Origin of the sequence: Rhizobium sophorae (assembly GCF_013087515.1) — a bacterium.
Lineage (GTDB): Bacteria > Pseudomonadota > Alphaproteobacteria > Rhizobiales > Rhizobiaceae > Rhizobium > Rhizobium sophorae.
Genome location: NZ_JABFCN010000010.1, coordinates 42,218 through 67,904, shown reverse-complemented (window position 1 = coordinate 67,904; position 25,687 = coordinate 42,218). Strand labels below are relative to the sequence as shown.

General features: G+C 62.0%; 21 protein-coding genes. 6 read left to right on the top strand and 15 right to left on the bottom strand.

Going from position 1 to position 25,687, the window contains the following annotated elements; all coding sequences use genetic code 11:
* Positions 1-119 precede the first annotated feature (119 nt).
* From G9X64_RS06790 to G9X64_RS06765, 6 genes are all read right to left on the bottom strand, one after another.
* A complete protein-coding gene (locus G9X64_RS06790; RefSeq protein WP_171376230.1) occupies positions 120-1,193 on the bottom strand; it encodes an ABC transporter ATP-binding protein in 1,074 nt (357 codons plus the stop codon).
* Entirely contained in the window at positions 1,190-2,119 is a 930-nt protein-coding gene (locus G9X64_RS06785) for a PfkB family carbohydrate kinase (protein ID WP_168314342.1), read from the bottom strand. Before G9X64_RS06785 ends, G9X64_RS06790 begins: the two co-directional genes overlap by 4 nt.
* Entirely contained in the window at positions 2,120-3,142 is a 1,023-nt protein-coding gene (locus tag G9X64_RS06780; protein WP_171376229.1) for an SIS domain-containing protein, read from the bottom strand.
* Entirely contained in the window at positions 3,139-3,984 is an 846-nt protein-coding gene (locus G9X64_RS06775; protein ID WP_168314340.1) for a carbohydrate ABC transporter permease, read from the bottom strand. The genes G9X64_RS06780 and G9X64_RS06775 overlap by 4 nt, the downstream gene beginning before the upstream one ends.
* The gene (locus G9X64_RS06770; RefSeq protein WP_168311723.1) at positions 3,984-4,868 is read right to left on the bottom strand and encodes a carbohydrate ABC transporter permease; all 885 of its coding nucleotides are present in this window, start codon (positions 4,866-4,868) and stop codon (positions 3,984-3,986) included. The genes G9X64_RS06775 and G9X64_RS06770 overlap by 1 nt, the downstream gene beginning before the upstream one ends.
* A gap of 74 nt (positions 4,869-4,942) precedes the next feature.
* Positions 4,943-6,181, bottom strand: a complete 1,239-nt coding sequence (locus G9X64_RS06765) for an extracellular solute-binding protein (RefSeq protein ID WP_171376228.1) — start codon at positions 6,179-6,181, stop codon at positions 4,943-4,945.
* Positions 6,182-6,403: 222 nt separating this feature from the next.
* On the opposite strand from G9X64_RS06765, the gene G9X64_RS06760 reads away from it, so the two are divergent.
* The 5 genes from G9X64_RS06760 to G9X64_RS06740 all read left to right on the top strand — a co-directional run bounded on the left by G9X64_RS06760 (position 6,404) and on the right by G9X64_RS06740 (position 12,387).
* Complete coding sequence (locus tag G9X64_RS06760; RefSeq protein WP_168314339.1) at positions 6,404-7,615, top strand: ROK family transcriptional regulator; 1,212 nt, start codon at positions 6,404-6,406, stop codon at positions 7,613-7,615.
* 358 nt (positions 7,616-7,973) lie between these two features.
* A complete protein-coding gene (locus tag G9X64_RS06755; protein WP_171376227.1) occupies positions 7,974-9,329 on the top strand; it encodes an extracellular solute-binding protein in 1,356 nt (451 codons plus the stop codon).
* Between the two features lie 126 nt (positions 9,330-9,455).
* Complete coding sequence (locus G9X64_RS06750) at positions 9,456-10,340, top strand: carbohydrate ABC transporter permease (RefSeq protein WP_171376226.1); 885 nt, start codon at positions 9,456-9,458, stop codon at positions 10,338-10,340.
* A 10-nt stretch (positions 10,341-10,350) separates the two neighbouring features.
* On the top strand, positions 10,351-11,265 hold the full coding sequence (locus G9X64_RS06745) for an ABC transporter permease subunit (protein WP_171376225.1): 915 nt from the start codon (positions 10,351-10,353) through the stop codon (positions 11,263-11,265).
* Between the two features lie 12 nt (positions 11,266-11,277).
* Complete coding sequence (locus tag G9X64_RS06740) at positions 11,278-12,387, top strand: sn-glycerol-3-phosphate import ATP-binding protein UgpC (RefSeq protein ID WP_171376224.1); 1,110 nt, start codon at positions 11,278-11,280, stop codon at positions 12,385-12,387.
* Positions 12,388-12,459: 72 nt separating this feature from the next.
* Here G9X64_RS06740 and G9X64_RS06735 read toward each other — a convergent pair whose 3' ends face one another.
* Positions 12,460-12,933, bottom strand: coding sequence for a cupin domain-containing protein (locus tag G9X64_RS06735; RefSeq protein WP_171376223.1), 474 nt, complete (start codon positions 12,931-12,933; stop codon positions 12,460-12,462).
* A gap of 91 nt (positions 12,934-13,024) precedes the next feature.
* On the opposite strand from G9X64_RS06735, the gene G9X64_RS06730 reads away from it, so the two are divergent.
* Positions 13,025-13,567 (top strand): carboxymuconolactone decarboxylase family protein, encoded by a 543-nt coding sequence (locus G9X64_RS06730; RefSeq protein WP_171376222.1) that lies wholly within the window; start codon positions 13,025-13,027, stop codon positions 13,565-13,567.
* A gap of 4 nt (positions 13,568-13,571) precedes the next feature.
* Here the strand turns inward: G9X64_RS06730 and G9X64_RS06725 are convergent, their stop codons facing one another.
* The 8 genes from G9X64_RS06725 to G9X64_RS06690 all read right to left on the bottom strand — a co-directional run bounded on the left by G9X64_RS06725 (position 13,572) and on the right by G9X64_RS06690 (position 25,591).
* Positions 13,572-15,674 (bottom strand): beta-galactosidase, encoded by a 2,103-nt coding sequence (locus G9X64_RS06725; RefSeq protein ID WP_171376221.1) that lies wholly within the window; start codon positions 15,672-15,674, stop codon positions 13,572-13,574.
* Positions 15,675-15,782: 108 nt separating this feature from the next.
* A complete protein-coding gene (locus G9X64_RS06720) occupies positions 15,783-16,658 on the bottom strand; it encodes a 2-hydroxy-3-oxopropionate reductase (RefSeq protein WP_171376220.1) in 876 nt (291 codons plus the stop codon).
* Positions 16,655-17,449 (bottom strand): 2-oxo-tetronate isomerase, encoded by a 795-nt coding sequence (gene otnI / locus G9X64_RS06715; RefSeq protein WP_168314334.1) that lies wholly within the window; start codon positions 17,447-17,449, stop codon positions 16,655-16,657. Before otnI ends, G9X64_RS06720 begins: the two co-directional genes overlap by 4 nt.
* 10 nt (positions 17,450-17,459) lie before the next feature.
* Positions 17,460-19,169, bottom strand: a complete 1,710-nt coding sequence (locus tag G9X64_RS06710; RefSeq protein ID WP_171376219.1) for an ABC transporter ATP-binding protein — start codon at positions 19,167-19,169, stop codon at positions 17,460-17,462.
* Positions 19,170-19,179: 10 nt separating this feature from the next.
* Positions 19,180-20,370: an ABC transporter permease gene (locus tag G9X64_RS06705; RefSeq protein ID WP_168311712.1), complete on the bottom strand. Its 1,191-nt coding sequence runs from the start codon at positions 20,368-20,370 to the stop codon at positions 19,180-19,182.
* A gap of 10 nt (positions 20,371-20,380) precedes the next feature.
* On the bottom strand, positions 20,381-21,367 hold the full coding sequence (locus G9X64_RS06700) for an ABC transporter permease (RefSeq protein WP_171376218.1): 987 nt from the start codon (positions 21,365-21,367) through the stop codon (positions 20,381-20,383).
* A 104-nt stretch (positions 21,368-21,471) separates the two neighbouring features.
* A complete protein-coding gene (locus tag G9X64_RS06695; RefSeq protein ID WP_168311710.1) occupies positions 21,472-23,580 on the bottom strand; it encodes an alpha-amylase family protein in 2,109 nt (702 codons plus the stop codon).
* A gap of 85 nt (positions 23,581-23,665) precedes the next feature.
* Positions 23,666-25,591: an ABC transporter substrate-binding protein gene (locus G9X64_RS06690; RefSeq protein ID WP_168311709.1), complete on the bottom strand. Its 1,926-nt coding sequence runs from the start codon at positions 25,589-25,591 to the stop codon at positions 23,666-23,668.
* Positions 25,592-25,687 lie beyond the last annotated feature (96 nt).

Sequence of the window (25,687 nt, the reverse complement as noted above, 5' to 3'; positions counted from 1 at the left end):
GCCATGCTCGCTTTGGCCGCAACAATCCTATGGCTCAGATAAGTGTCCACAGCTCCTAGGTCTTTGTTTTTACGTCTGTCGTTGTCGCAAAACCGCTGCGCACTTTTGCGCGACATGCTCTAGCGGCCGCAACAGAGACCGGTTTCCGGGTCGAAGAGATGCATCGCCTCCTCGTCGAAAAAGAGGATGAGCTTTTCGTTGTCGCGGATCGGTGTGCGTGGCGGCAGGCAGGCCATCAGCCGCTGATTTCCGGCAAGGGCGGTGACGACGAGTTCCGGGCCGGTCAGTTCTGCGACCTCAAGGGTTGCCTCGATCGACAGGCCAGTGCCGTCCGTGCGAAGCGCCTCGGGACGGATGCCGAGGATAAGGTCGCGTCCATTGCCGGCCGTCTGGCGGAACCGGGCGGGCAGAGGCAGGCTGGCATCGGAGCCTGAAAGCGCCAGGCGACCGTCGCGCGCCGTTGCCTTCAGCAGATTCATCGGCGGGGCCCCGACGAAGGTCGCGACATAGAGCGTTGCCGGATGGTTGTAGATCTCCTCCGGCGTGCCCAACTGCTCGATGCGGCCGTCGCGCATGACGGCGATGCGGCTTGCAAGGGTCATCGCCTCGATCTGGTCATGGGTGACATAGACGACCGTGGTCTTCAGCATCTGATGCAGCCGCTTGATCTCGGTACGCATCTCCATGCGCAGCTTGGCATCAAGGTTGGAGAGCGGCTCGTCGAAGAGGAATACCTCAGGCTTACGCACCAGCGCGCGCCCGATCGCGACCCGCTGACGCTGGCCGCCGGAAAGCTGGCTCGGCTTGCGGTCGAGGAGGTTTTCGATCTGCAGGAGCTTTGCGGCGTCGCGCACGGCCCTGTCGCGCTCCTGCGCCGGCACCTTGCGCATTTCAAGACCGAAGCCGATGTTCCGGTGCACCGTCAGGTTTGGATAGAGCGCGTAGGATTGGAAGACCATGGCGATGTCGCGGTCCTTCGGATGCACGCCGAGCACCGAGCGTCCACCGATCCTGATATCGCCGCTCGTCGCCTCGGCAAGGCCGGCGATGATGTTCAGCAGTGTGGACTTGCCGCAGCCGGAGGAGCCGAGCAGCACCAGGAATTCGCCGCTTTCCAACGAGATGTCGATGCCTTTCAGCGTCTCGACGTCGCCATAGGTCTTGCGGATGTCTTGAATTTCGAGCGCGCTCATCGCACGGGCTCCTGAAGAGATGTCGGGCCGCCATAGTTGCGGGGAAGAGTGGAGATGGCGCGCGAGGCAACCTCGGTTCCTGCCATCAGGCAGGAAACCAGCGGCGCATCGCTCGCGAGCGCGGCGAGAAAGGCTGCGTTGAAGACGTCGCCGGCGCCGATCGTATCGACGACCTCGACAACCGGCGCTGCGACCGAAACCAATTGTCCGTCCGGCCCGATCGCCACGGCGCCATCAGGGCCGCGCTTGACGACGACGATCGCGCCTTCCGGCATGTGCGACCGGATTTGACGGGCGGCCTCGATCGGGTCGGCGATACCGGCAAGCGTCGTCGATTCGACTTCGTTCAGCAGTGCGATGCCACTGCGGGAGAGCCAGGCGCGTGTCGCTGCGCAATTATCGTCCGTCCAGCCGTCGAGCGGCCAGCCGGTATCGAGGGCGACGGTAATGCCATGGCCGTCGGCCCAGTCGAAGAACTTGCCGTATTCTTCTGTCAGATCGTCGGTCAGGAACGAGCCGCAGAGAAGGGCATAGCCGCCCTGCAGTCTGGCGCCCTCGATGACGGCGAACACGTCTGCCAGGCTGAAACGCGGCAGGTGGCCCCTCGTCGTGAAGAAGGTGCGCTCGCCGTCCGGATGGGTGATGCCAACGGAGAGCGTCGTTTTCTCAGGACGTACGGACCACTTGTCGGAACGGTGGCCGAAGGCTTCGCTCAGCCAGCGACCGAACTGATCACTGCCGATATTGGCGGCGATCTCGAATTCGACGCCGAGCGCTTGCCAGGCGAGCGCGCTGTTGCCGGCGGCTCCGCCGACCCGCAACTCGTCATGATCGACGATGATTTCCGTCCCGGCTTTCGGCCAGGGGGCGGCCGGTCCAAGGATCAGGTCGACATTGACGTTGCCGATGACTGCAAGCGGCCGCATTCATTCGCTCCGGGTGATTTTGGTGGATCGAACCGGGGTTCCGGCATTCTGGACGCGGGCATCGGCAAAGGCGATCATCAGCCGCTGGGCGACCGGCAGCATGGCGAAGATCGCGGCAAGGCCCGTTGCAGGCGTAAAGCGGATCGTCACAGCGCCGGCGACCGGCGCTTGCCCGGATGCGTCGAACAGGATGACCGGGGCGCCGGTCTCGACGGCGGACACCGCCATTGCCGTCACCAGGTCGGCGGTTTCATCCATGCCACGGAACAGCACGACGCCGACCTCCGGCCCCAGCATCTCCATCGGTCCGTGGCGCAGCTGGCCGCCTTCGAGCGAGAAGCAGGGACGGCGCGACAGCTCGGTCAAACCGAGCGCGAGCGCCTCGGCGATACCCTGCAGCCGGCGGCCTGACGTGACAATGGTTGCGACGTTTTCGAGCGCCGAGAGAGCGGCGGCGATGTCATGATCTTCCGGCGCCTTGAGGGCGGCAAGGGCGGTGTCAGGATCTTCGCCAAGAGCAGAAAGGATCGCCAGATGCAGGGCGAAAGTCACCGTCAGGCTGCGGGTCGCGGCGAAGGCGAGCTCGGTGCCGCCGCTGCCCACCAGCGACGGGGCGGTTCTTGCGAGGAAGGAATTGCCTTCGAGTGTCAGGCCGAAAGTCTCCTCCGTGCCGCCCGTCTCGTTGAACCAGCGTATGACCTCGGCGCTTTCGCCGGATTGTGAGGTGACGAAGATCGTCCTGCCGGCGATCGGCAGCGGCTGGCCGAGCTGTTCGGACAGCGGCAAGGCAACGGCATCGACGCCGAGGGCCCGGTAGAGCGGCTCGACGGCGCGGTTGACGGCATGCGAGCCGCCCATGCCGATGAGCAGCAGCCTGCCGGTCTTTTTCAGCGAAGCGGCGGCCCTCGCCGCCATCGGCTGGGCCGCTTCATAGGAGACGATCGCATCGGCATGCTGGCGCGCCATTTCGTGATCGATCGCGGCAAGTCCGGCCGGCCGGGTTCTTTCTTCTGTCATGTTCATCCCTTGACGCCGCCGCTGGTGAGCCCCGAAATCAGGGCGCGTTGCATGACGAGACCGATCAGCACCGGGGGCAGGGCGGCGAGCACACCTGCCGTCGCGATCAATCCATAATCGGAAACGCGGCCGCCGGCGAGATCGGCAATGGCGACGGTCAAGGTCTTGGCGCGCTGGTCGGAAGTGAAGAGCAGCGCATAGAAGAATTCATCCCAGGCAAGCAGGAAGGCAAAGAGGCTTGACGTCGCCACCACGGGGGCGGCCAACGGCAGCGTGATGATCCTGAGCGTCTGGAAGAGGCCGGCGCCGTCGATCATCGCGGCGGATTCGATCTCGCGCGGGATGGAATCGAAGCCCGACTTCATCAGCCAGGTGGTGAAGGGGGCTAGGATCGTCAAATAAACCAGGGCAAGGCCGAAGACGTTGTTCAGCATGCCGAGACGGGAAAGGCCCATATAGAGCGGCACCGCGAGCGCCACCGGCGGCAGCATGTAGGTGGCGATCACCATTGACAGCGACCATCCCACAGAGGGCGTGCGTGACACCGCCCAGCCGGCCGGAATAGCGAGTGCGATGGCGGCGATCGTCGCCATGCCAGCCACCTCGATGCTGTTGCGCAGCGACGAGGTGAAGGCGGCGCCGGCGCTGTTTTCGAGCGTCGAGAGCAGCACGCCGTAGCGCGAGAAATCCGCCGTCTGCGGCCACCAGCGCAGCGGCTTTGCAGCAAGGTCGGCGGCCGGCGAGATGCTCATGATGAACAGCCACAGGATCGGCGCCAGGATGACGGCGGCAAGCAGCAGCGCGCAGAGGTGGATGAAGGCGGAAAAAAGTGGGCTCTGGCGTTCCATCAGGCTGCACTCCCCGCGGTCCTGCGCACCAGGGCGGCATAGCCGGCAGCAAGCAGCGTCACCAGCAGCGTGACGATCAACGCCAGCGAGGCGCCGGAGCCCGCCCGTTGGAAGGAGAAGGCCTCCTGATAGACGAGGATAGACAGCGTACGCGTGCTGTTGGCCGGGCCGCCGCGGGTCATGACCCAGATGATGTCGAACACCTTGAAGGCTTCGATCGTGCGCAGCACCAGCGCCACCATCAGCGGGCCGGCGAGATAAGGCAGGATGACGAAGCGGAAGCGGGCGAAAGCGCCAGCGCCGTCGACCAGCGAGGCGGCGGTGATGTCGCGCGGCACGGCCTGGAGTGCGGCCAGCGCGATCAGCGCCACCAACGGGAAATTCTTCCAGCAATCGGCGACAATGAGGGCCGCCAGCGCCGTGCCCGGTTCGCCGAGCCAGGAACGGTAGGCCTCCAGCAGGCCGAGTTGAGTGAGTGCGGCGTTCAGCGCACCATATTCGGGATTGTAGATCAGCCGCCAGAGCGTGGCGTTGACGACGGTCGGCAGCGCCCAGGGCAGGATCATCAGGGCGCGAAGCGCGGTGCGACCGCGGAATTGCTGGTTCAGCAGCAGGGCGGCGAGCACGCCGATCACCATTTCGGCGGCGACCGAGACGATCGCGAACCATGCGGTGGTGACGAGCGTGCGCTGGAAATTCGAACCGGAGATCATCTTCACGTAATTGTCGATGCCGACGAAGTTTCCTTCGGTGCCGACCAGCTTGGCGTCGGTGAAGGAGAGACCGACGGTATCGATCAGAGGCCAGCCGATGACGGATATCATGACCACGAGAAGCGGTAGCATCAAAAGCCACGCGCGCGTTGTCAGCCAAGTGCTCGACATCGAGGCGACCCTTATTCTTCATAGGTTCTGGAGACCGGGCGACTGCAGCCGCCGCCCGGGGTTTCATGCGTTGCTCAGAGGCCGCTATTGTCGGCTGCCGACTTCAGCGCGTCCTCGGGCGAGGACTGGCCGAGCAGCGCTTCCTGGATCGCCTGCTGCAGCGCGGTCGAGAGCTCCTGATATTTCGGCGTCGTCGGACGTGGATACATCGCAGCAAGGCCGATCTTGGCGGCGGAGATCAACTCTTCCTGGCCCTTGGTGACCGCTGGGTCCTCATAGGAAGACGCCCAGATCGGCAGGCTGAGCTTGGCATAGGCATTCTGCGTCGCCTGCGAGGTCATGAAGGTGATGTATTTCCAGGCTTCATCGGGATGCTGGCTGGCCGAGGTGATGCCGAGGCCCATGGAGCCGTTGACGGCCGAAGCCTCGCTCTTGCCGGCAATACCCGGCGCCGGCACGACGCCGACCTTGCCCGCGACCTTGCTGTCCTTCGGATTGTTGGCCATGTTGTACATGTAGGTCCAGTTCAGCGCGAAGGCGGCATCGCCGTTTTCGAAGACCTTGCGGACGTCCTCTTCCAGGAATTCCTTGGAGTTCGGATTGGTGAGGCCCGAGGAGTAGCTGGAGACCATGTATTTCAGCGCATCGAGGCCGCCGCCGGTCTGGAAGGCCGGCTTGCCGTCCTTCAGGAAATCGCCGCCATAGGCGCTGACGAGCGTGGTGTAGTCGCAGATCGCGGCTTCGGCCTGCGACCAGCTCCAGGCGATCGGCGTGGCGAGCAGGCCCTTGTCCTTGATCGTCTTTGCCTGCTCGGTCAGTTCGTCCCAGGTCTTGGGCGGGGTCTTGATGCCGGCCTTTTCGAGGATTTCCTTGTTATAGAACAGATATTTGGTGTCGAGGATCCACGGCATGCCGTAATATTTGCCGTCGTATTGCACGGTGGTCCAGGCACCCGGCAGCACGCCCTTCTTCATCTCGTCGGTGACGCGAGAGGAGACGTCGACCAGCACCTTGTTGGTGGCGTATTCGGCGGGCCAGATGACGTCGAAGAGGACAACGTCGTAACCACCGCCCGAACCCTGCGCCAGCACCGTCTTGTCGTGCAGGCCTTCATAGGGAACGAATTCTAGATTGACCTTGATACCGGGATTCGCCTTGGCGAAGGCGTCGGTCATGGCGCGCACATCGGCCTCGCTATAGGCGGCCTGCGCCATGAACAGCGCGTTCAGCGTCGTTTCGGCGAAAGCGTGCGGCGCAAAGGATGCGCCGATCAAGGCCGCACCGAGAAGCGTCTTGTTAAAGGATTTCAGCATTGCAACCTCCAGTTTTTGACATTTACGCATTGCCGAGGGCGGTCCTCCGCCATCGGTGTTCGAGAGGGCACGCGCGAAAGCGTGCCGGTTCGTCGTCTCGGAGCGTTGTCGGAGCTCTTGCCGGCCTCCTGCGTTCCCTGGGACTCTCCGGTCCCTTATTAAGTCAATTGTCTTGACTTATTACTTCGTCAACATTCTATTGGAGTCAAGAGGGAATTGCACATGAATGACAGCCGCCCGATCCGGGCGAAGAGTGGCACCAATCACGAAGGCACCAGCGCCCATAACCGGCGCGTGATGATCGATGCCCTGAGGATCAACGGAGCGCTTTCACGCGCCGATCTGGCGCGGGCGACGCGGCTGACCAAGCAGACGGTGTCCAATATCATCGAGGAACTCGAGCGCGACGGTCTCGTCAGCTCGCAGGAGGCGGTACGGAAGGGCAGGGGCCAGCCCTCGACGCCCTACGGCCTGGTGCCCGAAGGCGCCTTTGCGATCGGCCTGCAGATCGACCGGCATGTGACGCGGGCGGTCGCCGTCGATCTCGTCGGCAGCGTTCTTGTGCGTGACGAGTCCGGCCTCCCGCCTGGAGGTCCATCTAGCGGGACGAGGGTCATCCTCGATCTAGTCGCCGGCGTACGCTCAAAGCTTGCCGGGATCGTCCAGCAATCGGAAAAGCGGCTGGTCGGCCTCGGTGCCGCCATGCCCGGGCCTTTCGGGGTTGCCGGCAGCGGCGACGATCCGTGGATGATGGAGGCCTGGCAGAAATTTCCGTTGTTGGAAACGCTGAGCGCCGGCACCGGGCTCGATGTCGGCCTGCAGAACGATGCGGCGGCGGCGGCGACCGCCGAGCGCATGGTGGGAGCCGCCCATGGCCTCGACCATGCCGTCTGCCTCTTCGTCGGCTATGGCATTGGCGCCGGCCTCATTCTGAATGGCGATCTCTACCGCGGCACCAACGGCAATGCCGGCGAGATCGGTATGGCGTTGTTGTTTGCCGACGGCAAATCGACGCCGCTCGAGCATCGCGCCTCGCTGGCCTCGCTCTATCAGCATCTGTCCGTCGATCCCGCCGATCCTCATCTCCATGCACGCATCAACGATCTTGCCTTGAAAGGCGACCAAAGCATCCACGCCTGGGTCGAAGCAGCGGCAGTGGACCTGCGCTGGAGTATCCATCTCATCGAAACGCTGTTCGATCCGCAGACGGTGATCCTCTGCGGCAGCGCGCCGGAAGCGCTGGTGAGCAGGCTGATTGCGGCAATCGGCCCGCTGCTGCCGTCGATCGCCGAGCGCCGTGGCCGGACGCTGCCGCGCCTGCAGCCCGGCATGGCCGATCCCTGGTCGGTGGCGCTTGGTGCTGCCGCTGGACCGATCAGCCGGGCATTCGATCCGCGTTTTGCGGCGATCCTGAAGGATTCCCTTCAATCATGAGGCCTAAACCCTGGGGTTGCACACCAGTGCAACGGCAAAAATGCGGGTGTTTTTACAAGTTTCGTTGGGTCGGAGCGGCCGAATAAAGGTGCTCTGTCGCAATATAAATAAATATTAAGTATGCCCTAAAATTCCATTTTTTCGAATATAGTTGTAATTTATTGACAACATGCTGAAGCAATCTTTGAAAATTCTCTAAATATTTCTCTGGGATTTGCGAATAACGGCTGCGTGAAGGTTTTATGACATCTGTATTTGGGTTGTTTCATGTCATGTAATATTCATTGGCCGTGGCAATTTGAACCAGCTAATAGGGCGTGCGCTGAAAGTGCGCGTCCCTTTTACGTTCGAGGTTCTCATGCAAGCCAAGCTTCTCGGCGCCGTTGGCGCCCTTCTCGCTACAGCGTTTCTTGCTGGTCCCGCTGCCGCCGCCGATAAGACCAAGATTGACTTCTGGTTCGGCAATTCCGGTGACATCGCAAAACGTGTCCAGGAGCAGTGCGATCGCTTCAACCAGTCGCAGGCCGACTACGAAGTGGTCTGCACCAGCCAGGGCAGCTACGACGCGTCCCTGCAGAACACCATTGCTGCCTTCCGCGCCGGCAAGCAGCCGACCATCGCCCAGGTCTCCGACGCCGGCACTCTCGACATCATGCTTTCCGGCGCCTACTACCCGGCCAACAAGCTGATGACCGACATGGGCTACAATGTCGACTGGAAGGACTACTTCTCCGGTATCTCCGGCTACTACGCGACATCGAAGGGCGAGATGTACTCCTTCCCCTTCAACTCCTCGACCGCTCTTCTCTACTGGAACAAGGACGCCTTCGCCAAGATTGGCAAGGATCATGCTCCGGCGACCTGGAAAGAAGCAGGCGAGGACCTCAAGGCTCTGAAGGATGCAGGCTATGCTTGCCCGCTCGGCTTTGACATCTCCAACAACGAAGTCTGGCAGTACATCGAGCAGTTCGAAGCCGTGAACGGCGAAGCGATCGCCACGAAGAAGAACGGCTTTGAAGGTCTCGACGCCGAGCTGGTGTTCAACAAGAACCCGCTTCTCGTCAGCTACGTCAAGGACCTCAAGTCCTGGTACGACAACAAGCTGGCCGTCATCAAGAACAAGGCTGTCGGTCAGACCTTCGTCGAAGCCTTTGCCGCTGGCGACTGCCAGGTCATCCTGACCTCGGTCGGCGACCACGGCAACGTTGGCCGCACCGCCAAGCAAGGCATGAACTGGGACGTTGCTATGCTCCCGACCTACGGCGATGCGACCCGGCACAGTTCTTATGTCGGCGGCGCTTCGCTCTGGGTTCTGAAGGGTCATTCCGACGCTGAATACAAGGCTGCCGCTGCCTTCTTCAACTTCATTGCCAAGCCGGAAGAAGCGCTGACCTGGTCGACCGTTACCGGCTACATTCCGGTTCGTAACTCCGGCTTCGAATATCTGAAGAAGCAGGGCTTTTACGACAAGGCGCCTTACGCTGGCCGTGAACTCGCCATTCAGAGCCTGACCGCATCGCCTGCTGGCGATGCAGCTCCGCAGGGCATCCGTCTCGGTGGCCTGCTGCAGGTCCGCACCGAAATCGCCAATGGTCTGCAGGCAATCTTCGTCAACAATGCCGATGTCCAGGCTTCGCTCGACAGCGCTGCCGAACGCGGCAATACGCTGCTGCGTCGCTTCCAGCAAACCTACAAGAACGTTCAGCTCCCCTGATCGGTTGATATGAGCCGCACCCGGCCCGCGTTTTGCGCGCCGGGTGCGTCTTTGTAAGTCTCTCATTTGTCGCGGCTGCGAACTCGCCGCCCGCGCCTAACCACATCAGGCCGAAAACGACCACCCATGGAAAAGCGCGTCACTTTCTCCTCAACGACAATCGGGCTGCTCTTCGCATTTCCGATGCTGTTGCTGATCTTCGTCTTCTTCTATTGGCCGAGCGCGCAGGCGCTCTATTGGGCGTTCACGCTCGAGCAGCCATGGGGCGGCGGCAATGCCTGGGTCGGTTTCGACAATTTCAGACAGTTGCTCACCGATCCGATCTATTGGGACTCGATTACCCGCAGCATGATCTTCGGCTTCAGCTCGACGGCCATTGCCATGGGGCTGGCGCTGATCCTGGCGCTTTTGACGGATCGTGAACTGCGTGGTCACAAGGTCTATCGGTCAGTCTTCATCTGGCCTTACGCGATTGCCGCTCCCGCTCTCGGCCTCGCCTTCCGCTTCATCCTGGCGCCGGAGGCCGGCCTTCTGTCCGTCATCAACCACGTCTGGCCCGGCCTCTGGAACCCCGCGCTCGACGGCAAAGATGCGATGATCGCGGTCGTTGTCGCCTTCTCCTGGAAATATGTCGGCTACAACTTCATCTTCTTCCTCTCGGCGCTGCAAGGCATTCCGCGCTCGCTGATCGAGGCCGCCGCAATGGATGGTTCGGGGCCGATGCGCCGGATCTGGGATATCCAGCTGCCCCTGCTGACGCCGACGCTGTTCTTCCTGCTCGTCATCAACATCACCGAAAGCTTCCAGGATTCCTTCGGTATCGTCGATGTCATGACGCAGGGCGGCCCGGCGCGCGCCACCGAGCTCATGGTCTATAAGATCTATTTCGACGGCTTCAGGGGTCTCGATTATTCGGGTGCTGCAGCGCAGTCCATCATCCTGATGGTGCTCGTTGTCCTTCTCACAATCTTCCAGTTCCGCTTCATCGAGCGGCGCGTGCACTACAAGTGAGGTCGCGGACATGATCGAACGCACGCCGATATTCAACTTCATCTGCTATACGCTTCTCGCGCTTGGCATGGTGATCGCGCTTCTGCCTTTCGCCATCGTCATCATCGCGTCGACCCTCGATCTGGAGACGGTCAATCGCGTGCCGCTGCCGCTGATGCCGGGCTCGCATTTCTGGGAAAACGCGCAGACCGCCTGGGTTCGCGCCGATCTCGGCAACAAGCTGTTCCACAGCATCATCTTCGCCGCAACCGTCGGCGCCGGCAAGGTCATGCTGTCTTCCATGGCAGCCTTCTCGATCGTCTACTTCCGCTTCCGCGGCCGGTATGTGATTTTCTGGATCATCTTCATCACGCTGATGCTGCCGCTGGAAGTCCGCATCGTGCCGACCTATTCGATTGCGGCCAACGCGTTGCAGCCGTTCCAGACGATCCTCGAAGTCACCGGCATAAGCTGGCTCGTCGCACAGGTCACCGGCATTCAGATCAAGCTCGAATGGGGCCTGCTGAATTCCTATCCCGGCCTCGTTCTGCCGCTGGTCGCGACCGCGACCGGCACCTTCCTTTACCGGCAGTTCTACCTGACGGTTCCCGACGAGCTGGCCGAGGCCTCGAAGATGGACGGATCGGGTCCGGTCCGGTTCTTCTGGGACATTCTGCTGCCGCTTTCGCGGCCGAACATGATCGCACTCTTCACGATCATGTTCGTCTGGGCCTGGAACCAGTATCTCTGGCCGCTGCTGATCACTACCGATCCGAATTTCGGCATCGCCGTGACGCAGCTCAAGACCCTCATCCCGTCCGAATTCGGCCTGCCCGACTGGAACGTCGCCATGGCCGGAACCCTGATCATCATGTCGCCGCCATTGATCCTCGTCATTCTGATGCAGCGCTGGTTCGTACGCGGCCTTATCTCCACCGAGAAGTGAAGGAGTACTCCCTTGGCACCGATCTCCATTCGTGGCGTGAAGAAAAACTACGGCAAAACCCCCGTCGTTCACGGCGTCGATCTCGACATCCAGTCGGGCGAGTTCATCGTCATCCTCGGCCCCTCCGGCTGCGGCAAGTCCACGTTGCTGCGCATGATCGCCGGCCTCGAGGAAATCACCGGCGGTGAAATCGCCATTGACGGCCGCGTCGTCAACCAGCTGGAGCCGCGCGAGCGGGGCTGTGCCATGGTGTTCCAGAACTATGCGCTTTATCCGCATATGAGCGTTGCCGAGAATATCGGCTACGCCTTGAAGGTGGCCGGTGTCTCGAAGTCGGAGCGTCAGCGGCGCATCGGCGAGGTCGCCAAGGCGCTCAGTCTCGAACCCTTCCTCGAGCGCCGGCCGGCTGCCCTTTCCGGCGGCCAGCGCCAACGCGTCGCCATGGGCCGCGCGATGATCCGCGAGCCGAAGGTGTTTCTCTTCGACGAGCCGTTGTCGAACCTCGACGCCAAGCTGCGCATCGCCATGCGCGCCGAAATCCGCCGCCTGCACCGCCGCCTCAGCGCAACCTCGATCTTCGTCACGCATGACCAGACCGAAGCGATGACGCTGGCCGACCGGCTGGTGGTGATGAACGGCGGCAGGGTGGAGCAGGTCGGCACGCCTGAAGAGGTCTATCATCATCCGGTCTCGCGCTTCGTCGCCGGCTTCGTCGGCACGCCGGCGATGAACTTGCTCGAGGGCACGATCAATGACGAGGGTGTCTTCGTCTACGATCAAAGCCGCAAGGTCGCGCTGCCGCGCGAGCGCGCCGCACCGCTGAAAGGCAAACGCGTAGTGCTCGGCATGCGCGCCGAGGCCGCCCGGCTGGTGGCCCCGGATGCGCCGGGCGCCCTCACCGCAACGGCCGATTTCATCGAAGAACTCGGTGCAAGCCGCGTCGTGCACGCCGATTTCGATGGGCTGCCCTTTGCCGTGGCGCTGACTGAGGCCGTGAAGGTGAAGTCGGGCGATCCGATCGGCATCGCGATCGATTACGACCAGATCCACCTCTATGCTGCCGATACCGGCCGGATCATAGAGAACCCTGTTATGAACAGCGCAGGCGCCGTCCACGCCTAAAGCGGTCTGCGACGATCCTTGCACAGCGTTCGGCGGCTGAGGATGCCAGCCGTTTGCTCGAGGTGAATTGCGCTACCGGTGGATCGGGTCGATCCACGCGACGTCCTCCGGCTTCTCAACCGGCTCGATGTCGAGGTTGACGACGACTGGTTCCTGGCCTGAGCGGACGAGCACGCATTCCAGCGTCTCGTCGCGGCTGGCGTTGATCTCCTGATGCGGCACATAAGGCGGAACATAGATGAAGTCGCCGGGGCCAGCCTCGGCGGTATATTCCAGATGCTCGCCCCAGCGCATGCGGGCCCTGCCCTTGACCACGTAGATGATGCTTTCGAGATCGCCATGGTGATGGGCGCCGGTCTTGGCGTTGGCATGGATCGTCACCGTACCGGCCCAGATCTTTTCGGCGCCGGCGCGTGCATTGTTGATCGCGGTCGCGCGGTTCATGCCCGGTGTCTGGGCGGTGTTCGGATCGAGCGAATTGCCGGGGATGACCTTGACGCCATGTTCGCGCCAGTCGACGTGATGATGCTCTCGGTCCTCGCTCATGTCTTGCCTCCGCCTTCGATTTGGTCAGTCTAGGCGGGAGCCGCATGGCGGCCAAGCGGATTTCCCTTCATGCATCAGAAAGAGCGCCCCGATGAGCCACCTCCCGCAGATCGACTACGACAGTGCTTCCGAAGAGATCCGTGCGGCGCATGACGAGGAAATCAGGCTGCGTGGGCGCATGACCAACATGAAGCGCACGCTCTTACATTCGCCTGTCGCCCATCGCATCTATTCCGAGTGGTTCACGCTGCGGGCAGAGCTCGATCCCGTCATCAGCGACCGGGAGATCTGGATTTTCTCGCATGCCATCTCGAAGGCAGCGAAATCGAAGATCGCCATCAGCTTCTTTCGCAGGGCGCTGATCAACAACGGTTTCAATCCCGATGCGCTGGAGCTTTCCGACGAGGAAGCGCTGCTCGACACCTTCGGCAAGGCGATCGTCGCCGATTCCAACGCTGTTCCCGTCGAACTCTGGGCAAAGCTGAAAGAGCGCTACGAGACCAAGGTGCTGGTCGATCTCGTCGCCTTTGCCGGCATCATGCTGGCCACCGCCGTCTTCAACAATGTCGTCGAGGTCGACTTCGACCCCGAGCTTGAAGCCTTTGCCGAAAGTGCCAGTTCATCCGCATCCTGAAATTTCAGCTATCGAGCGGCAGGATCAGCACATCGCGCGGCGGCACCTCGATGCCACTATTGCCGATATGGTCGATCGGCCAGACTGCCTGGCTTTGCGCAAGTGCTCCTCGGGCGAGCGTCACCTCGGTCTTCTGCGCCGTTCTCGTCGGATTGACGAGCCAGAGGAAGCTGCCATTTTCTCCCTTGTGGATACGGGCGAAGAGGGCGGCATTCGACAACGTTACGTGACGCTTCTTCCCGCTCCATCTCAATAGCTCAGCGAAGAAAGCGCCATTCACCTTACCCTGCGTGCGGTAATAGGCGACGGAGGGATTGGTGCCGATCAGCAGCGTGCGGCCCTTGCCATAGGCGTTTTCGACCACGGCAAGACGACCGTCGGTGAAGTGGCCGCGTCCCGTTCCGCCGGTCAGCCGATAAGACTGGAGGAAGCCGCCACCGTCGACCGCCGCGCCGTCGAGATCGAAATGGATGCGGTCGCCGATATCGGGCATGAATTCGACTTCCTCCTCGCGCGCGCCGAAGACCTCGTCGAGGCCCATGTTCGGCTGCACGGTGCCGACATGGCCACGGTCGCCGAAATAGCCGGGGCATGCCTCGGCAATCAGCGTGCCGCCGTTTTCGACCCAGGCTTTCAGGCGTTTCGCCTGCTCTGATGTGAACATGATCGGATAGGGGAAATAAAGGAAATCATAGGCTGCGATATCGTCGATATGCACCCAGTCCGGCTGCACGCCATTTTCGAGGAAGGCCCGATAGGCCCCCCACATGGCTTCGGGATAGGGTTTCTCCTTGCGGTCGTGGTTCAGGAGGTAATCGAATTCCTGAGTTTCGCGAACGACGAGGATGCCGACTTCGCCGCGCACCGGCTTTGCCTCCCAGAGGGTGGCCTGCGCCTTGTCGTTAGCCCATTTCGCCATGGCGCTTGCCATGTCAGAGCGCGGCGTGCGCGAGCCGTCCATGCCGTAGGAGCCGAAGGCGCCGAAGAGTGGACCATCGAGCAGCGGGCGCCAGCGCAGGTTGATCACGCCGCGGGCGCCGCCGGCAAGTGAGGTCATGCTCCAGAGACGGATATCCTCGGGCTCGGCGACGCGGCCATCTTCCTTGTCGCGGCCGATCACCTGCGGCTGAAGCCAGAGCGGGCCGCCCTGGCGTTCGGCATGCCAGAAGGGCTTGCCGCGGGCGGCGGCGCGGTTGATGTCGACGCCGTACCAGTTCTTCCACGCTTCCGACCCCTTGCGGGCCTGGATCCAGGTGAAGCCGTAAACCTCGACCTTGGAGGCGGCGAGCCAGTCGTCGCAGCCGTTGGCCGCCATGTTGGGAATTGCGCCGGATATGCCGTGGGCAACGATGGTGTTCTTCTGGTCGACGGCGCGGATCGTGTCGATGCGCCATTGCATCTGGTCATAGAAATTGTCGCGTTTGAACTGCAGCCAGTCGATGCATTCGGGATAGGGTGCCATATGCACCGGCGGCTCGATATCCTCCCATTCGGCATAGCTGTAGCGGTACCAGGCCTTGGCCAGGACCTTCAGGCTGCCGTATTTCTTTTCCAGCCATTTGCGAAAGGCAGCCTTGGCATAGGGGCTGTAATCGACATCGGCGGAATAGTTGCACTCGTTCCAGACGTCGTAGCCATAGATCGCCGGATGATCCTTGTAGCGGGTGGCGAGCGCGGTCAGGAATTTGCCCGCTGCTTCCTTCACTTCGGGGCAGTTCAGCGTCAGAGCGCCGGCGCCGCCGCCATTGTTGGAGAAGCCGCCGGTCGCCGACGACACACCCATATAGGAGCCGAGTTTGGTGCCGTCGGCATTGACCTGCAATGCATGAGCATATTTGCGCACTGCCCAGTCCGGCACGGCATGGATCAGCTCGGCGATAACGGTCTTGATGCCGTTTGCGGCGGCAAGGTCCATCTGGCGGTCATATTCTTCCCAGTCGTAGACGCCGGGGGTGGTTTCGATCGCGCTCCACATGAACCAGTGGCGGAAGATGTTGAGGCCGTCTTGCCCAGCGGTGGCGTAGTCACGTTCCCAATCCTCGCGAGGCGGATTCGACTTGCGGAAATAGACGGCGCCGTAGGGCAGCTGGATATCTTTGTTGAGCATTGTCCTGTCCTTCTCTATCGGTGACCGGACATGGCTTCGCCGTCCGGAAAGAAGGCTCCGGCGGTCGGCAATCGAAGATGTCGTCCGGTTGTTCTAAAAAGCGTTGATCTAGCGCGGCCCTCCGGCGAGGAGTTCCAGGGTGCGGATGAGGGCGGAATGGTCGCGTTCGCCGTCGCCATTGGCGATCGCGGCATTCATTAGCTGTTGCGTGGCGGCCGTGTTCGGCAGCGACAGATCGAGTGCGCGGGCGGCATCGACGGCAAGCGTCATATCCTTGCGGTGCAGACGGATGCGGAAGCCGGGCTCAAAGGTCCCCTTGACCATCCGCTCGCCATGCACTTCGAGGATGCGCGAAGCGGCAAAGCCGCCCATCAGCGCAGAGCGCACCTTGGCCGGATCGGCGCCGGCCTTCCGGGCAAAGAGCAGCGCTTCGGCAACCGCCTCGATCGTCAGGCCGACGATGATCTGGTTGGCGACCTTGGCCGTCTGACCGTCGCCGCTACCGCCGACATGGGTGATGTTCTTGCCCATCTTTTCGAAAAGCGACCTGGCGCGTTCGAAAACCTGCTCCTTGCCGCCAACCATGATCGTCAACGAGGCTGCCTTGGCGCCGACCTCACCACCGGAAACGGGAGCATCGAGATAATCGCAACCGAGCGCCTCGATGCGCTTGGCGAAGGTCTTCGTCGCCACCGGCGAGATCGAACTCATGTCGATGACGAGCTTGCCCTGGGAAAGGCCGGAGGCGACGCCGTCTTCACCGAAGAGAACCGCCTCGACGTCTGGTGTATCCGGCAGCATCAGGATGACGATGTCGGAGGCTTGCGCCACCGTCCTGGCGCTGGCGGCAGCTTTGCCGCCCTTGTCGACAAGATGCTGCGAGGCTTCCTTCACGCGGCTCAGATGCAGCGTGTGGCCGGCGTCGATCAGGTGTTCCGCCATCGGGCGGCCCATGACGCCCAGTCCGATAAATCCAATGTTCATGCTGCTCTCGCTGAGTTCAGATAGGGTTTCATCCAGCCGAGGCCCTCGCTGGTGCCGGATTTCGGCTTGTACTCGCAGCCGACCCAGCCGTCGTAGCCGAGACGGTCGAGCTCGGAGAGGATGAAGCCGTAGTTGATCTCGCCGGTGCCGGGTTCGCCCCGGCCGGGATTGTCGGCGATCTGCACATGGGCGATCTTCTCCTTCAGCCTTGTGAAGGTCGGGATCAGGTCGCCCTGCATGATCTGCATGTGGTAGAAGTCATACTGGATATAGAGATTGTCCGAGCCGACCCGGTCGAGGATGTGCTCGGCATGAGTGGTCGTCGATAGGAAGAAACCTGGAATATCGCGCAGATTGATCGGCTCGATCAAAAGCCTGACGCCAGCGTCGGCACAGCGTTTTGCTGCATATTTCAGATTGTCGACCAGCACATTTTCCAGCGTCTCCAGGTTGGCACCTCCAGGCACGAGGCCGGAAATGACATTCACCTGCCGACAATCGAGCGCCTTGGCATAATCGAGCGCCTGCGCGACCCCGTTGCGGAACTCCTCTACGCGGTCCGGCAGGCAGGCAATGCCGCGCTCGCCGCCGGCCCAGTCGCCGGACGGCACGTTGAAGAGCGCCTGTTTCAGGCCGCTCGCCTTCAGCGCCTCGGCGATCTTCTCCTTCGGCTCGGCATAGGGGCCGAGATATTCCAGCGCGCCGAAGCCGTCCTTTGCGGCAGCGGCGAAACGGTCGAGAAAGGGCAGGTCCTGGTAGAGGAAGGAAAGGTTGGCGGAAAATTTCGGCACGGGATCGTCCTTAGATAGTGGCAGGCGCGACGAAACGATGCCGGTGCAGCATGCGCTTGTCGCGAGGGTCGGGATTGGGAACGGCGGAGATGAGGCTCTTGGTGTAGGCCTCTTCGGGAGCGGTGCAGATCTGTTCTGCCTCACCAAGTTCGACGATTTTGCCGCGATGCATGACGGCGACGCGATCGCAAAAATAACGCACGACCGAAATGTCGTGCGAGATGAAGATGAAGCTCAGGTTCAGCCGCTGGCGGATATCGAGCAGCAGGTCGAGGATCTGGCTGCGGATCGAGACGTCGAGCGCCGACGTCGCCTCGTCTGCGATGATGATGCGCGGGTCAAGTGCAAGGGCGCGGGCGATGCCGATGCGCTGGCGCTGGCCGCCGGAGAAGGCATGCGGGTAGCGCTCCATGCCCATCGGATCGAGGCCGACGAGGCGCATCAGTTCGGCGACGCGGTCCTCCAGTGCCTTGCCCTTGGCCAGCCCGTTGACAACAAGCGGATCGCCGATCACCTCCTTGACGGTCATGCGCGGATTGAGCGAGGCGAACGGATCCTGGAAAACCAGGCGGACTTCGCGGTGGAAAGTGCGGAGTTCGCGCTTGGTGAGTTTCGTGACGTCGATCTCGCCGCCGTCCCTGCCGCGATAGGTGATGCTGCCCGATGTCGGCTCGACGGTGCGCAGGATCAGGCGGCCGAGCGTCGTCTTGCCGGAGCCGCTTTCGCCGACGATACCGAGGTTTTCGCCGGGATAGAGATCGAAGCTGGCGTCATCGACGGCGCGCAGCGTGTTTGATTTGCCGTGCCAGCCATAGATCTTACTGAGGTTACGGACGGACAGGATCGGTTGCGGTGCCTGCGGCGACAGCGCCACAGCGGGCAGCCTGCCTTCGACATGGTGGGTGAGCTTGACCGTCGAGGCGAGTAGTTGGCGGGTATAGGGATGTTCGGCGGCGTGGTAGATTGTATCGACCGGCCCGCGCTCGACGATACGGCCGAAGCGCATGACGGCGACGTCGTCTGCCACTTCGGCGACGATCCCCATGTCATGGGTGATGAGCAGCATGGCCATGCCGCGCTCGACCTGCAGGCGTTTGATCAGGTCGAGGATCTCGGCCTGGGTGGTGACGTCGAGCGCCGTCGTCGGTTCGTCGGCGATGAGAATATCGGGATTGCCGGCAAGCGCCATGGCGATCATGGCGCGTTGGCGCATGCCGCCGGAGAATTCGAACGTATAACGGTCGGCCATCTTGTCCGGATTCGGAATTTCGACTTGGCGCAGCAGTTCGACGGTCCTTTCGCGGGCGGCGCGCTGGTCGAGATTGCTGTGCAGGCGCACCGCCTCGATGATCTGCGAGCCGATGGTGTGCACCGGCGACAGCGAGCTCATCGGCTCCTGAAAAATCAGGCCGATGCGGCGGCCGCGGATGGCGCGCATTGCCCGATCCGACGGCTTCAACGCGGCGATATCGGTGATCCCGTCGCCGTTGTTGAGCAGGATGCGGCCGGAAACGATGCGGCCGGGGCTGTCGACGATCTGCAGCAGCGAGCGGGCAGTGACGCTTTTGCCGGAGCCGCTTTCGCCGACGAGGCAGAGCGTCTCACCGCGCTTCAGCTCGAAGCTGACATTTTCGACGGCGTGCAGGATGTGGGTGCGCAGCCTGAAATCGATCGAGAGGTTTTCGACGGAGAGAACGACGTCGTCTGAAAGATCGGTCATGGTTTCCTCCTCAATTGTCATAGGGGTCGGCGGCATCGCGCAGGCCGTCGCCGAAGAAATTGAAGGACAGGACGGCGACGACGACTGCGAGCGACGGCCAGATCAGGAGCCACGGCGCGGTGGCGACGGTGCGGATGTTCTGGGCGTCCTGCAGCAGCACGCCCCAGCTGACGACCGGCGGCTTGAGGCCGATGCCGAGGAAGGACAGCGAGGTCTCGGCGACGATCATGGTCGGCACGGCCAGTGTGACGACCGCAAGGATATGGCTCGTCAGCGAGGGCAGGATATGGCGGAAGATCAGCCGCGTCTCGCTCGATCCGTCCAGCCGGGCGGCAACGACGAAATCCTCGCTGCGCAGTGCCAGGAACCGGCCGCGCACTTCCCGCGCCAGGCTGGTCCAGCCGAGCAGCGAGACGATGATCGTTATGACGAAATAGACATTGACCGGCGACCATGTCAGCGGGATCGCCGCCGCCAGGCCGAGCCACAGTGGGATGGTCGGCATGGCACTGACGACCTCGATGACACGCTGGATCAGCGTATCCACCCAGCCGCCGTAGAAGCCGGAGATCGAGCCGAGCACGACACCCAGGATCAGCGACATCGCGACGCCGACGAGGCCGATCGACATGGATACGCGCGTGCCGTAGACGAGGCGCGAGAAGACGTCGCGGCCGAGCCGGTCGGCGCCAAGCAGATACATCGGGTCGTTCTGGTTGAGGGGGCCGATCAGGTGCCGGTTCATCGGGATCAGCCCCCAGAGGTTATAAGCTGCGCCTTTGACGAAGAAGCCGATCGGGACGACCTTGGTGTCGTCGACGACGAAAGTGCGGCGCAGCGCCACCTTGTCGATCTCGACCTTGTAGCCCTTCACATGGAAATTGAATTCCGAGCTGCCGTCCGGCTTTTCGACGAAGAAGCTGAAGCCCTGCGGCGGGGCATAGGTATATTGCGGTCGCGAGGTCATCGGCAAAGCAGGCGCCAGGAATTCGGCGAAGAGGCCGACCAGATAGAGGAAGAGGATGATAGCGCCGGCCACCATCGCCACTTTCTGGCGGATGAGTTTGCCGGCGACCAGCCGCCAGGGGCCGATCGCGGCGGTCGAGACGGTCTTGCCCTGTTTCAGCGGGCTGATCGAGGGGCCGTCGGCGACGACGTGGAGGGGTCCGGTGTGGTTTCCGAAGGTTTCGTGCGTGCTCATCGCATTCCCCTCAATTGAACCGGATGCGCGGATCGAGCAGCGCCAGTAGCAGATCCGACAGCAGCATGCCGACGAGGGTCAGCGCGCTCAAAAGCAGGATGAAACTGCCGGCGAGATACATGTCCTGCGAGATCAGCGCGCGGAAAAGCAGCGGGCCGGCCGTCGGAAGGTTCAGCACGATGGCGGTGATCGTCACGCCGGAGACGAGATGCGGCAGCACCCAGCCGATCGCCGAGACGAAGGGATTGAGCGCGATTCTGACCGGATATTTGAGGATCACCTTGTATTCCGGCAGTCCCTTGGCGCGGGCGGTGACGACATAGGGCTTGTGCAGTTCGTCGGTCAGGTTGGCGCGCAAGATGCGGATCATCGCTGCCGTTCCGGATGCGCCGATGATGATGATCGGGATCCAGAGATGGGCGAGGAAATCGCCGACCTTGGCGAGGCTCCAGGGCGCCTCGGCATATTCCGGCGAGATCAGTCCGCCGACGCTCTGGCCGAGATATTTATAGGCGATGTACATCAGCGTCAGCGCCAGGATGAAGTTCGGCACCGCAAGGCCGATGAAGCCTAGAAATGTGAAGACATGATCGCCGACGGAGTGGCGGCGGACAGCGGAATAGATGCCGATCGGCAAAGCCACGATCCAGACGAAGAGCAGGCTCAAGAGCGAGATCACCAGCGTCGAGCCCATGCGGCCCCAGATCAGCCCGGAGACGGGCCGGCCCCATTCGAAGGAGTAGCCGAAGTCGCCGCGGCTGACGATGCCCCAGATCCATTTCAGATATTGGATATAGAAGGGGTCGTCGAAGCCGTAGATTTCCTTCAGCCGCTCGATCTGCGCGGGATCGACGGTCTGGCCGCTGTCGCTCATGGTGGCGATCATCGACGTCAGATAGTCACCCGGCGGCAGCTGGATGATCAGGAACGAGATCAGCGACATGCCAAACAAGGTCGGGATCATGTAGAGCACGCGCTTGAAGATATAGCCAAGCATTGAAACGTTTCTCCTCCCGTCGGGAACGCCGTGACGCGCTTCCCCCGGATCTTCACCCGCCTTCGGCCCTCCAGGCCGAAAGCGCTCCTCCGTCGCGTGTCATCTCATTTCCAGGTGAGATGCAGGACCTCCAGCCGATCGATAGCTGGCACCTCCACCTGCGCGCGGCCATTCCCGAAGCTGAAGCTTGCGGCGCGATCGGCAACAACGAGCCAAGCCTTCGCCACCGATCGGCCCTCCGGAATCTCCACCGAAACGGTCTGCGCTGCCAGAGGGTAATTGTCGCGAATCGGGCCTTTCATCATCATCGGATTGGTGAGGTTGAAGAGGCTGAGCGCCAGGCCCTCATCGTTTTCGCGCAACGCCAGATCGACGACGCCCTTGCCCTTGACGGTGACGCGCGGCGTCTTGCCGAGTGCCCAATGGACGGCGTTGGCGATGAGACGGGCGTGGTCGACCGCAAAGACCTCCCAGAAGATCTCGCCGATGTTCCAGGGAATATAGACCGTGCGGCCGCCCTTGCCAGTCTCGCGGGCGATGACGGCAGCACCTTTCGGGTCTTCACGCGGATAGACTTCTTCCATCGGCAGATCGGGAAAGTCGGGTACGTAGAGGAAGGGAGTCTTTGCATCGGCCGACGGCTCGGCGTGGATCAGGCGGGTGCCGCCCATGATGCGTTCGGCGCCGTCGAAACCCCGATTGATCGGGTGATCGCCGGAAAGGGCAACATAGGTGTTCTTGACGATGCCGCGCGGGCCGGAGACGTATCTGGCGCCGAGCACGTCGGCCAGACCGAATTCGTCACGCTTCTTGCCGAATTCGTCACGCAGCGACGTCTCGTAGGAGGAAATGACGCTGCCGCCGCGATCGACATAGGCGCGGATCGCCGCGTTCTGCACATCCGAAAGGCAGGAGGCGTTGGCGAGAATGATCAGCTTGAAGCGGTCGAGGTTTTCATCGGTCAGCACTTGGTCCGAAAGCAGCTCGAAGGGCAGGCGGGCTTCAACGAGGGCGTGGTAGAGACCGAGATCGTGCTTCTCTGCGGAATGCCGTTCTTCCGGCGCCCAGTGGCGCAGCGTCGTCGAGGGATCGATGACGGCGATTTCGGCGGTCGGCTTCATACTTTCCAGCACTGGCTCGACGGCTGCCTGCAGGCCGAATGCGTCGGCCACCGGCTCGACCCAGCGTTTGTCGGGCACGACACCGTTGAACTTGGTGAACCAGGCGTAGAGGCCGTGGGCGGTGCCGTCATTGATCCAGAGCTGCATCTCCTCGCCCGAGGTGACGGCGTCCTTCCAGCGATATTCCTCCTCCGGGCCGATCGAGGTGATCAGTACGACCGGGCGGTCGGGGAAGGTGGCGCGGATGCGCTTGCCGTTGCGGCCAGCCGACCAGCCGAGCTCGAGGCCCTTGCGGCCCTGATGGTCGACGACGAGGAAGGGGCAGTGCCTGGCGATGACCGAGAGGTCGAATTCCATCAGAGACGCGCCGCCCATGTTCGGAATGAAGCTCGCATGCGGACGGATCGCTTTGACGGCATCGTCCCATTGCGCGATCATGTCGGTGAGCACGCGGCGGCGCCATTGCACCCAGGCCTGCCAGGCGGGATCCTCGGCGTCGGGTTTTACAGGCAGGGCGTGGCCGGACATGTCCTTGAAGCGGCGGGCGCTGTCTTCGCTATAATCGACGCCGTGGCCCTGCCAGCGATTGGCGAAGACCGCATCGATATCGTATTTGCGGACGATCTCCTTGACCACCTCAGGCATGAAGACGGTGTTGTAGTCGCCATAGGCATTGGTCACCCAGACATCGGGATAGGCCCAGTGACGGCGCGGCGTGCCGTCGGCATTGATCATCACCCATTCGGGATGGGCTTTGGCGGCATCGTCATGGATAGCATGCGGGTCGACGCGGGCCATGACATGCATATCGAGTTTGCGAGCGGCATCGACGAGCGCGCCGAAGATATCCTTGTCGCCGAGATACTTGCTCACATAATGGTAGGGCACTTCGCTCGGATAATAGGCAATGTAGCCGCCGGCGCTGAGGCAGACCGCGTTCGATTTCGTGCGCTTGAAGACGTCGACCCAGAAGGCCGGGTCGTATTTCTCCGGATCGTCTTCCACGAAGGTCAGCTGGGTCCAGCGGGTCGCCGTCTTGAACCAGTCCGGCGTCCTCAGCATGTGGGTATTCTGTTTTCTGGCATCGAGCATCGTCTTCATCCAATCATCGGCAAAAAAGGGCCTCGGCGCCAACCGGCGGGGCCGGCGCCTAACTAGGCTCCTGGAATAAAGGTCTTCAGACCTTGTAGAACTGCTCCGGCATGGTCGGAGCAGGCGTCGGCCAGCCGAAGGAGTTCGGCATGATCTTCGTGATGTTCTTCATGTTGTTCTTGACAATGCCGTATCCATCGGGCGGCAGCGAAATGCCGAAGACATAGAAATTGTCGGCGGCGCCTTGCAGGATCTGCTTCATGACCTCGCGCTGGCCTGATGCGTCGGAGGTCGCCTTCAGCTTGTCGTAGAGCGCAAGCTGGTTCTTCGTGCTTTCCGGCGGCTCTTCGGCATTGGCATTGGCGCGGTCGCGATACCAGAGTTGCCAGGCCGGGGCATACATGGCGTTGGCATCGGTCGGCACGTAGTAGCGTGGGTCGAGCATGGCGGCGACGCCGCCGTTTGCGCCGAACTGGTGGGCGGTCGCATCGAAATCACGGCCCTGGCGGACGCGCGTCTCCCAGAGCGAACGGTCCATCGAGCGCATCTGCGCATCGATGCCGACCGCCTGGAACATCGGGATCACCAGCTGGAAGAGATCGAGGAAAACGGCGCGCGCCTGGTCGATCTCGAAGATGATTGTCAGGCGGCGGCCCTTTTCGTCGAGGCGGAAGTTCTGGTCGTCGCGCTTCGGCACGATCTGATCGAGCATGGCATTCGCCTTGTCGACGTCATAGGCCGTGAACTGCGTGGCGAGCTGCTCGTTGTAAAGCGGGTCTTCCTTCTTGATCGACGGCTGGGCAGGCGCCCCCTGACCAACAAGCACTGCATCGATCAGCGACTGCCGGTCGAGCGCGGTCGAGAGTGCCGCACGGAAATCCTTGTTCCGGAAGAGCTTCCGCTTGGTCTCGTCATTGTGGTTCAGGTTGAAGATGAAATTCATCACATTGGCCTCGGTCGAGGTCAGTGTGTAGAAATCATAACCGCCCTGCTCACGCGCATCGTAGAGAACCGACTTGTTGTTCGGCGTGGCGATATACTGGTCCATCAGGTCGACTTCGCCCTGCATGGCCTTCAACAGCAGAACCTGCGGGTCGGCGACCATCTGGTAGACGATACGGTCCATATAGGGCAGCTGGTTGCCCTCGGTATCGACCTTCCAATAGTAAGGATTGCGCTCGGCAACGGCGCGTTCGGTGTTTTCGCCGGGCGCTATGGTGAACATCCAGGCATGCACGCAGGGCTTCTTCGAGGAGTTCAGGAAGAAGGCGTTGTCATCCTGGAAACCGGCGGCCGCCTGGAAGGAAGCGATCCAGCTTTCGAAGCCGCGTTGCTTGGCGAGTTCATCGGCCTTCGGATTGAAGTCGATGTGGAACTGCTCGAGATAATGTTTCGGCGTGCGCGTCGTCTGGTCGTTGTTTGCCCAGGCGACCTGCAGCGGGAACAGGCCGTTCGGCTTGTCGAAGGTGACCTTGAAGGTCTGCTCGTCGACGATCTCCAGCTTGGCCGGCTTGCCGCCGGACTTCCAGTGATCCTGGCCGACAAAGGCGACGCGCTTGTCGGTGAAAACGGTGTCGTACCAGAACTTGATGTCGGCGGTGGTATAGGGATGGCCGTCCGACCATTTCATGCCCTTGCGCAGGCGGATCGTATAGACCTTGGACTCGGCGTCGCCCTCAAAGGACTCGGCGACATTCAGCGTTACGCCAGACCAGTCGGGCGTATAGCGCAGCAGCGGCTCGTAGGCTTGATAGCGGAACAGCATCGACAGCGACCCGCCGCCGACGAGCGCCATGTTCCAGTCGCCGCCGTATTTGCCGACGCTTTCGACCGGTTTGACGACGAGCGGATTTTCAGGAAGCCGGTCCTTCAGGGCCGGCAGGGTGCCGCTTGACACCTTCGTTTTCAAGATATCCGCTTCCTTGAAGTCAGCGGCGAAAACCGGCAGGGCCGGCAATATCAGGGCGGCCGATGTCCCGGCCAGAAACGCACGTCGTTTCAGCTTGATCATAGGGATCTCCTCCAAAAATCCGCGCCCTTATCATTATTTTTTGCTGCGGGCTGGGATGAGGGGAAGATTACATTTGGATATTGTTAGGTAAAGCGT

What these genes read in the sequence shown, in the direction of transcription:
- G9X64_RS06790 (WP_171376230.1), bottom strand. Translation starts at nt 1,193, where the DNA reads ATGAGCGCGCTCGAAATTCAAGACATCCGCAAGACCTATGGCGACGTC.
- G9X64_RS06785 (WP_168314342.1), bottom strand. Translation starts at nt 2,119, where the DNA reads ATGCGGCCGCTTGCAGTCATCGGCAACGTCAATGTCGACCTGATCCTT.
- G9X64_RS06780 (WP_171376229.1), bottom strand. Translation starts at nt 3,142, where the DNA reads ATGAACATGACAGAAGAAAGAACCCGGCCGGCCGGACTTGCCGCGATC.
- G9X64_RS06775 (WP_168314340.1), bottom strand. Translation starts at nt 3,984, where the DNA reads ATGGAACGCCAGAGCCCACTTTTTTCCGCCTTCATCCACCTCTGCGCG.
- G9X64_RS06770 (WP_168311723.1), bottom strand. Translation starts at nt 4,868, where the DNA reads ATGTCGAGCACTTGGCTGACAACGCGCGCGTGGCTTTTGATGCTACCG.
- G9X64_RS06765 (WP_171376228.1), bottom strand. Translation starts at nt 6,181, where the DNA reads ATGCTGAAATCCTTTAACAAGACGCTTCTCGGTGCGGCCTTGATCGGC.
- G9X64_RS06760 (WP_168314339.1), top strand. Translation starts at nt 6,404, where the DNA reads ATGAATGACAGCCGCCCGATCCGGGCGAAGAGTGGCACCAATCACGAA.
- G9X64_RS06755 (WP_171376227.1), top strand. Translation starts at nt 7,974, where the DNA reads ATGCAAGCCAAGCTTCTCGGCGCCGTTGGCGCCCTTCTCGCTACAGCG.
- G9X64_RS06750 (WP_171376226.1), top strand. Translation starts at nt 9,456, where the DNA reads ATGGAAAAGCGCGTCACTTTCTCCTCAACGACAATCGGGCTGCTCTTC.
- G9X64_RS06745 (WP_171376225.1), top strand. Translation starts at nt 10,351, where the DNA reads ATGATCGAACGCACGCCGATATTCAACTTCATCTGCTATACGCTTCTC.
- G9X64_RS06735 (WP_171376223.1), bottom strand. Translation starts at nt 12,933, where the DNA reads ATGAGCGAGGACCGAGAGCATCATCACGTCGACTGGCGCGAACATGGC.
- G9X64_RS06730 (WP_171376222.1), top strand. Translation starts at nt 13,025, where the DNA reads ATGAGCCACCTCCCGCAGATCGACTACGACAGTGCTTCCGAAGAGATC.
- G9X64_RS06725 (WP_171376221.1), bottom strand. Translation starts at nt 15,674, where the DNA reads ATGCTCAACAAAGATATCCAGCTGCCCTACGGCGCCGTCTATTTCCGC.
- G9X64_RS06720 (WP_171376220.1), bottom strand. Translation starts at nt 16,658, where the DNA reads ATGAACATTGGATTTATCGGACTGGGCGTCATGGGCCGCCCGATGGCG.
- G9X64_RS06710 (WP_171376219.1), bottom strand. Translation starts at nt 19,169, where the DNA reads ATGACCGATCTTTCAGACGACGTCGTTCTCTCCGTCGAAAACCTCTCG.
- G9X64_RS06705 (WP_168311712.1), bottom strand. Translation starts at nt 20,370, where the DNA reads ATGAGCACGCACGAAACCTTCGGAAACCACACCGGACCCCTCCACGTC.
- G9X64_RS06700 (WP_171376218.1), bottom strand. Translation starts at nt 21,367, where the DNA reads ATGCTTGGCTATATCTTCAAGCGCGTGCTCTACATGATCCCGACCTTG.
- G9X64_RS06695 (WP_168311710.1), bottom strand. Translation starts at nt 23,580, where the DNA reads ATGCTCGATGCCAGAAAACAGAATACCCACATGCTGAGGACGCCGGAC.
- G9X64_RS06690 (WP_168311709.1), bottom strand. Translation starts at nt 25,591, where the DNA reads ATGATCAAGCTGAAACGACGTGCGTTTCTGGCCGGGACATCGGCCGCC.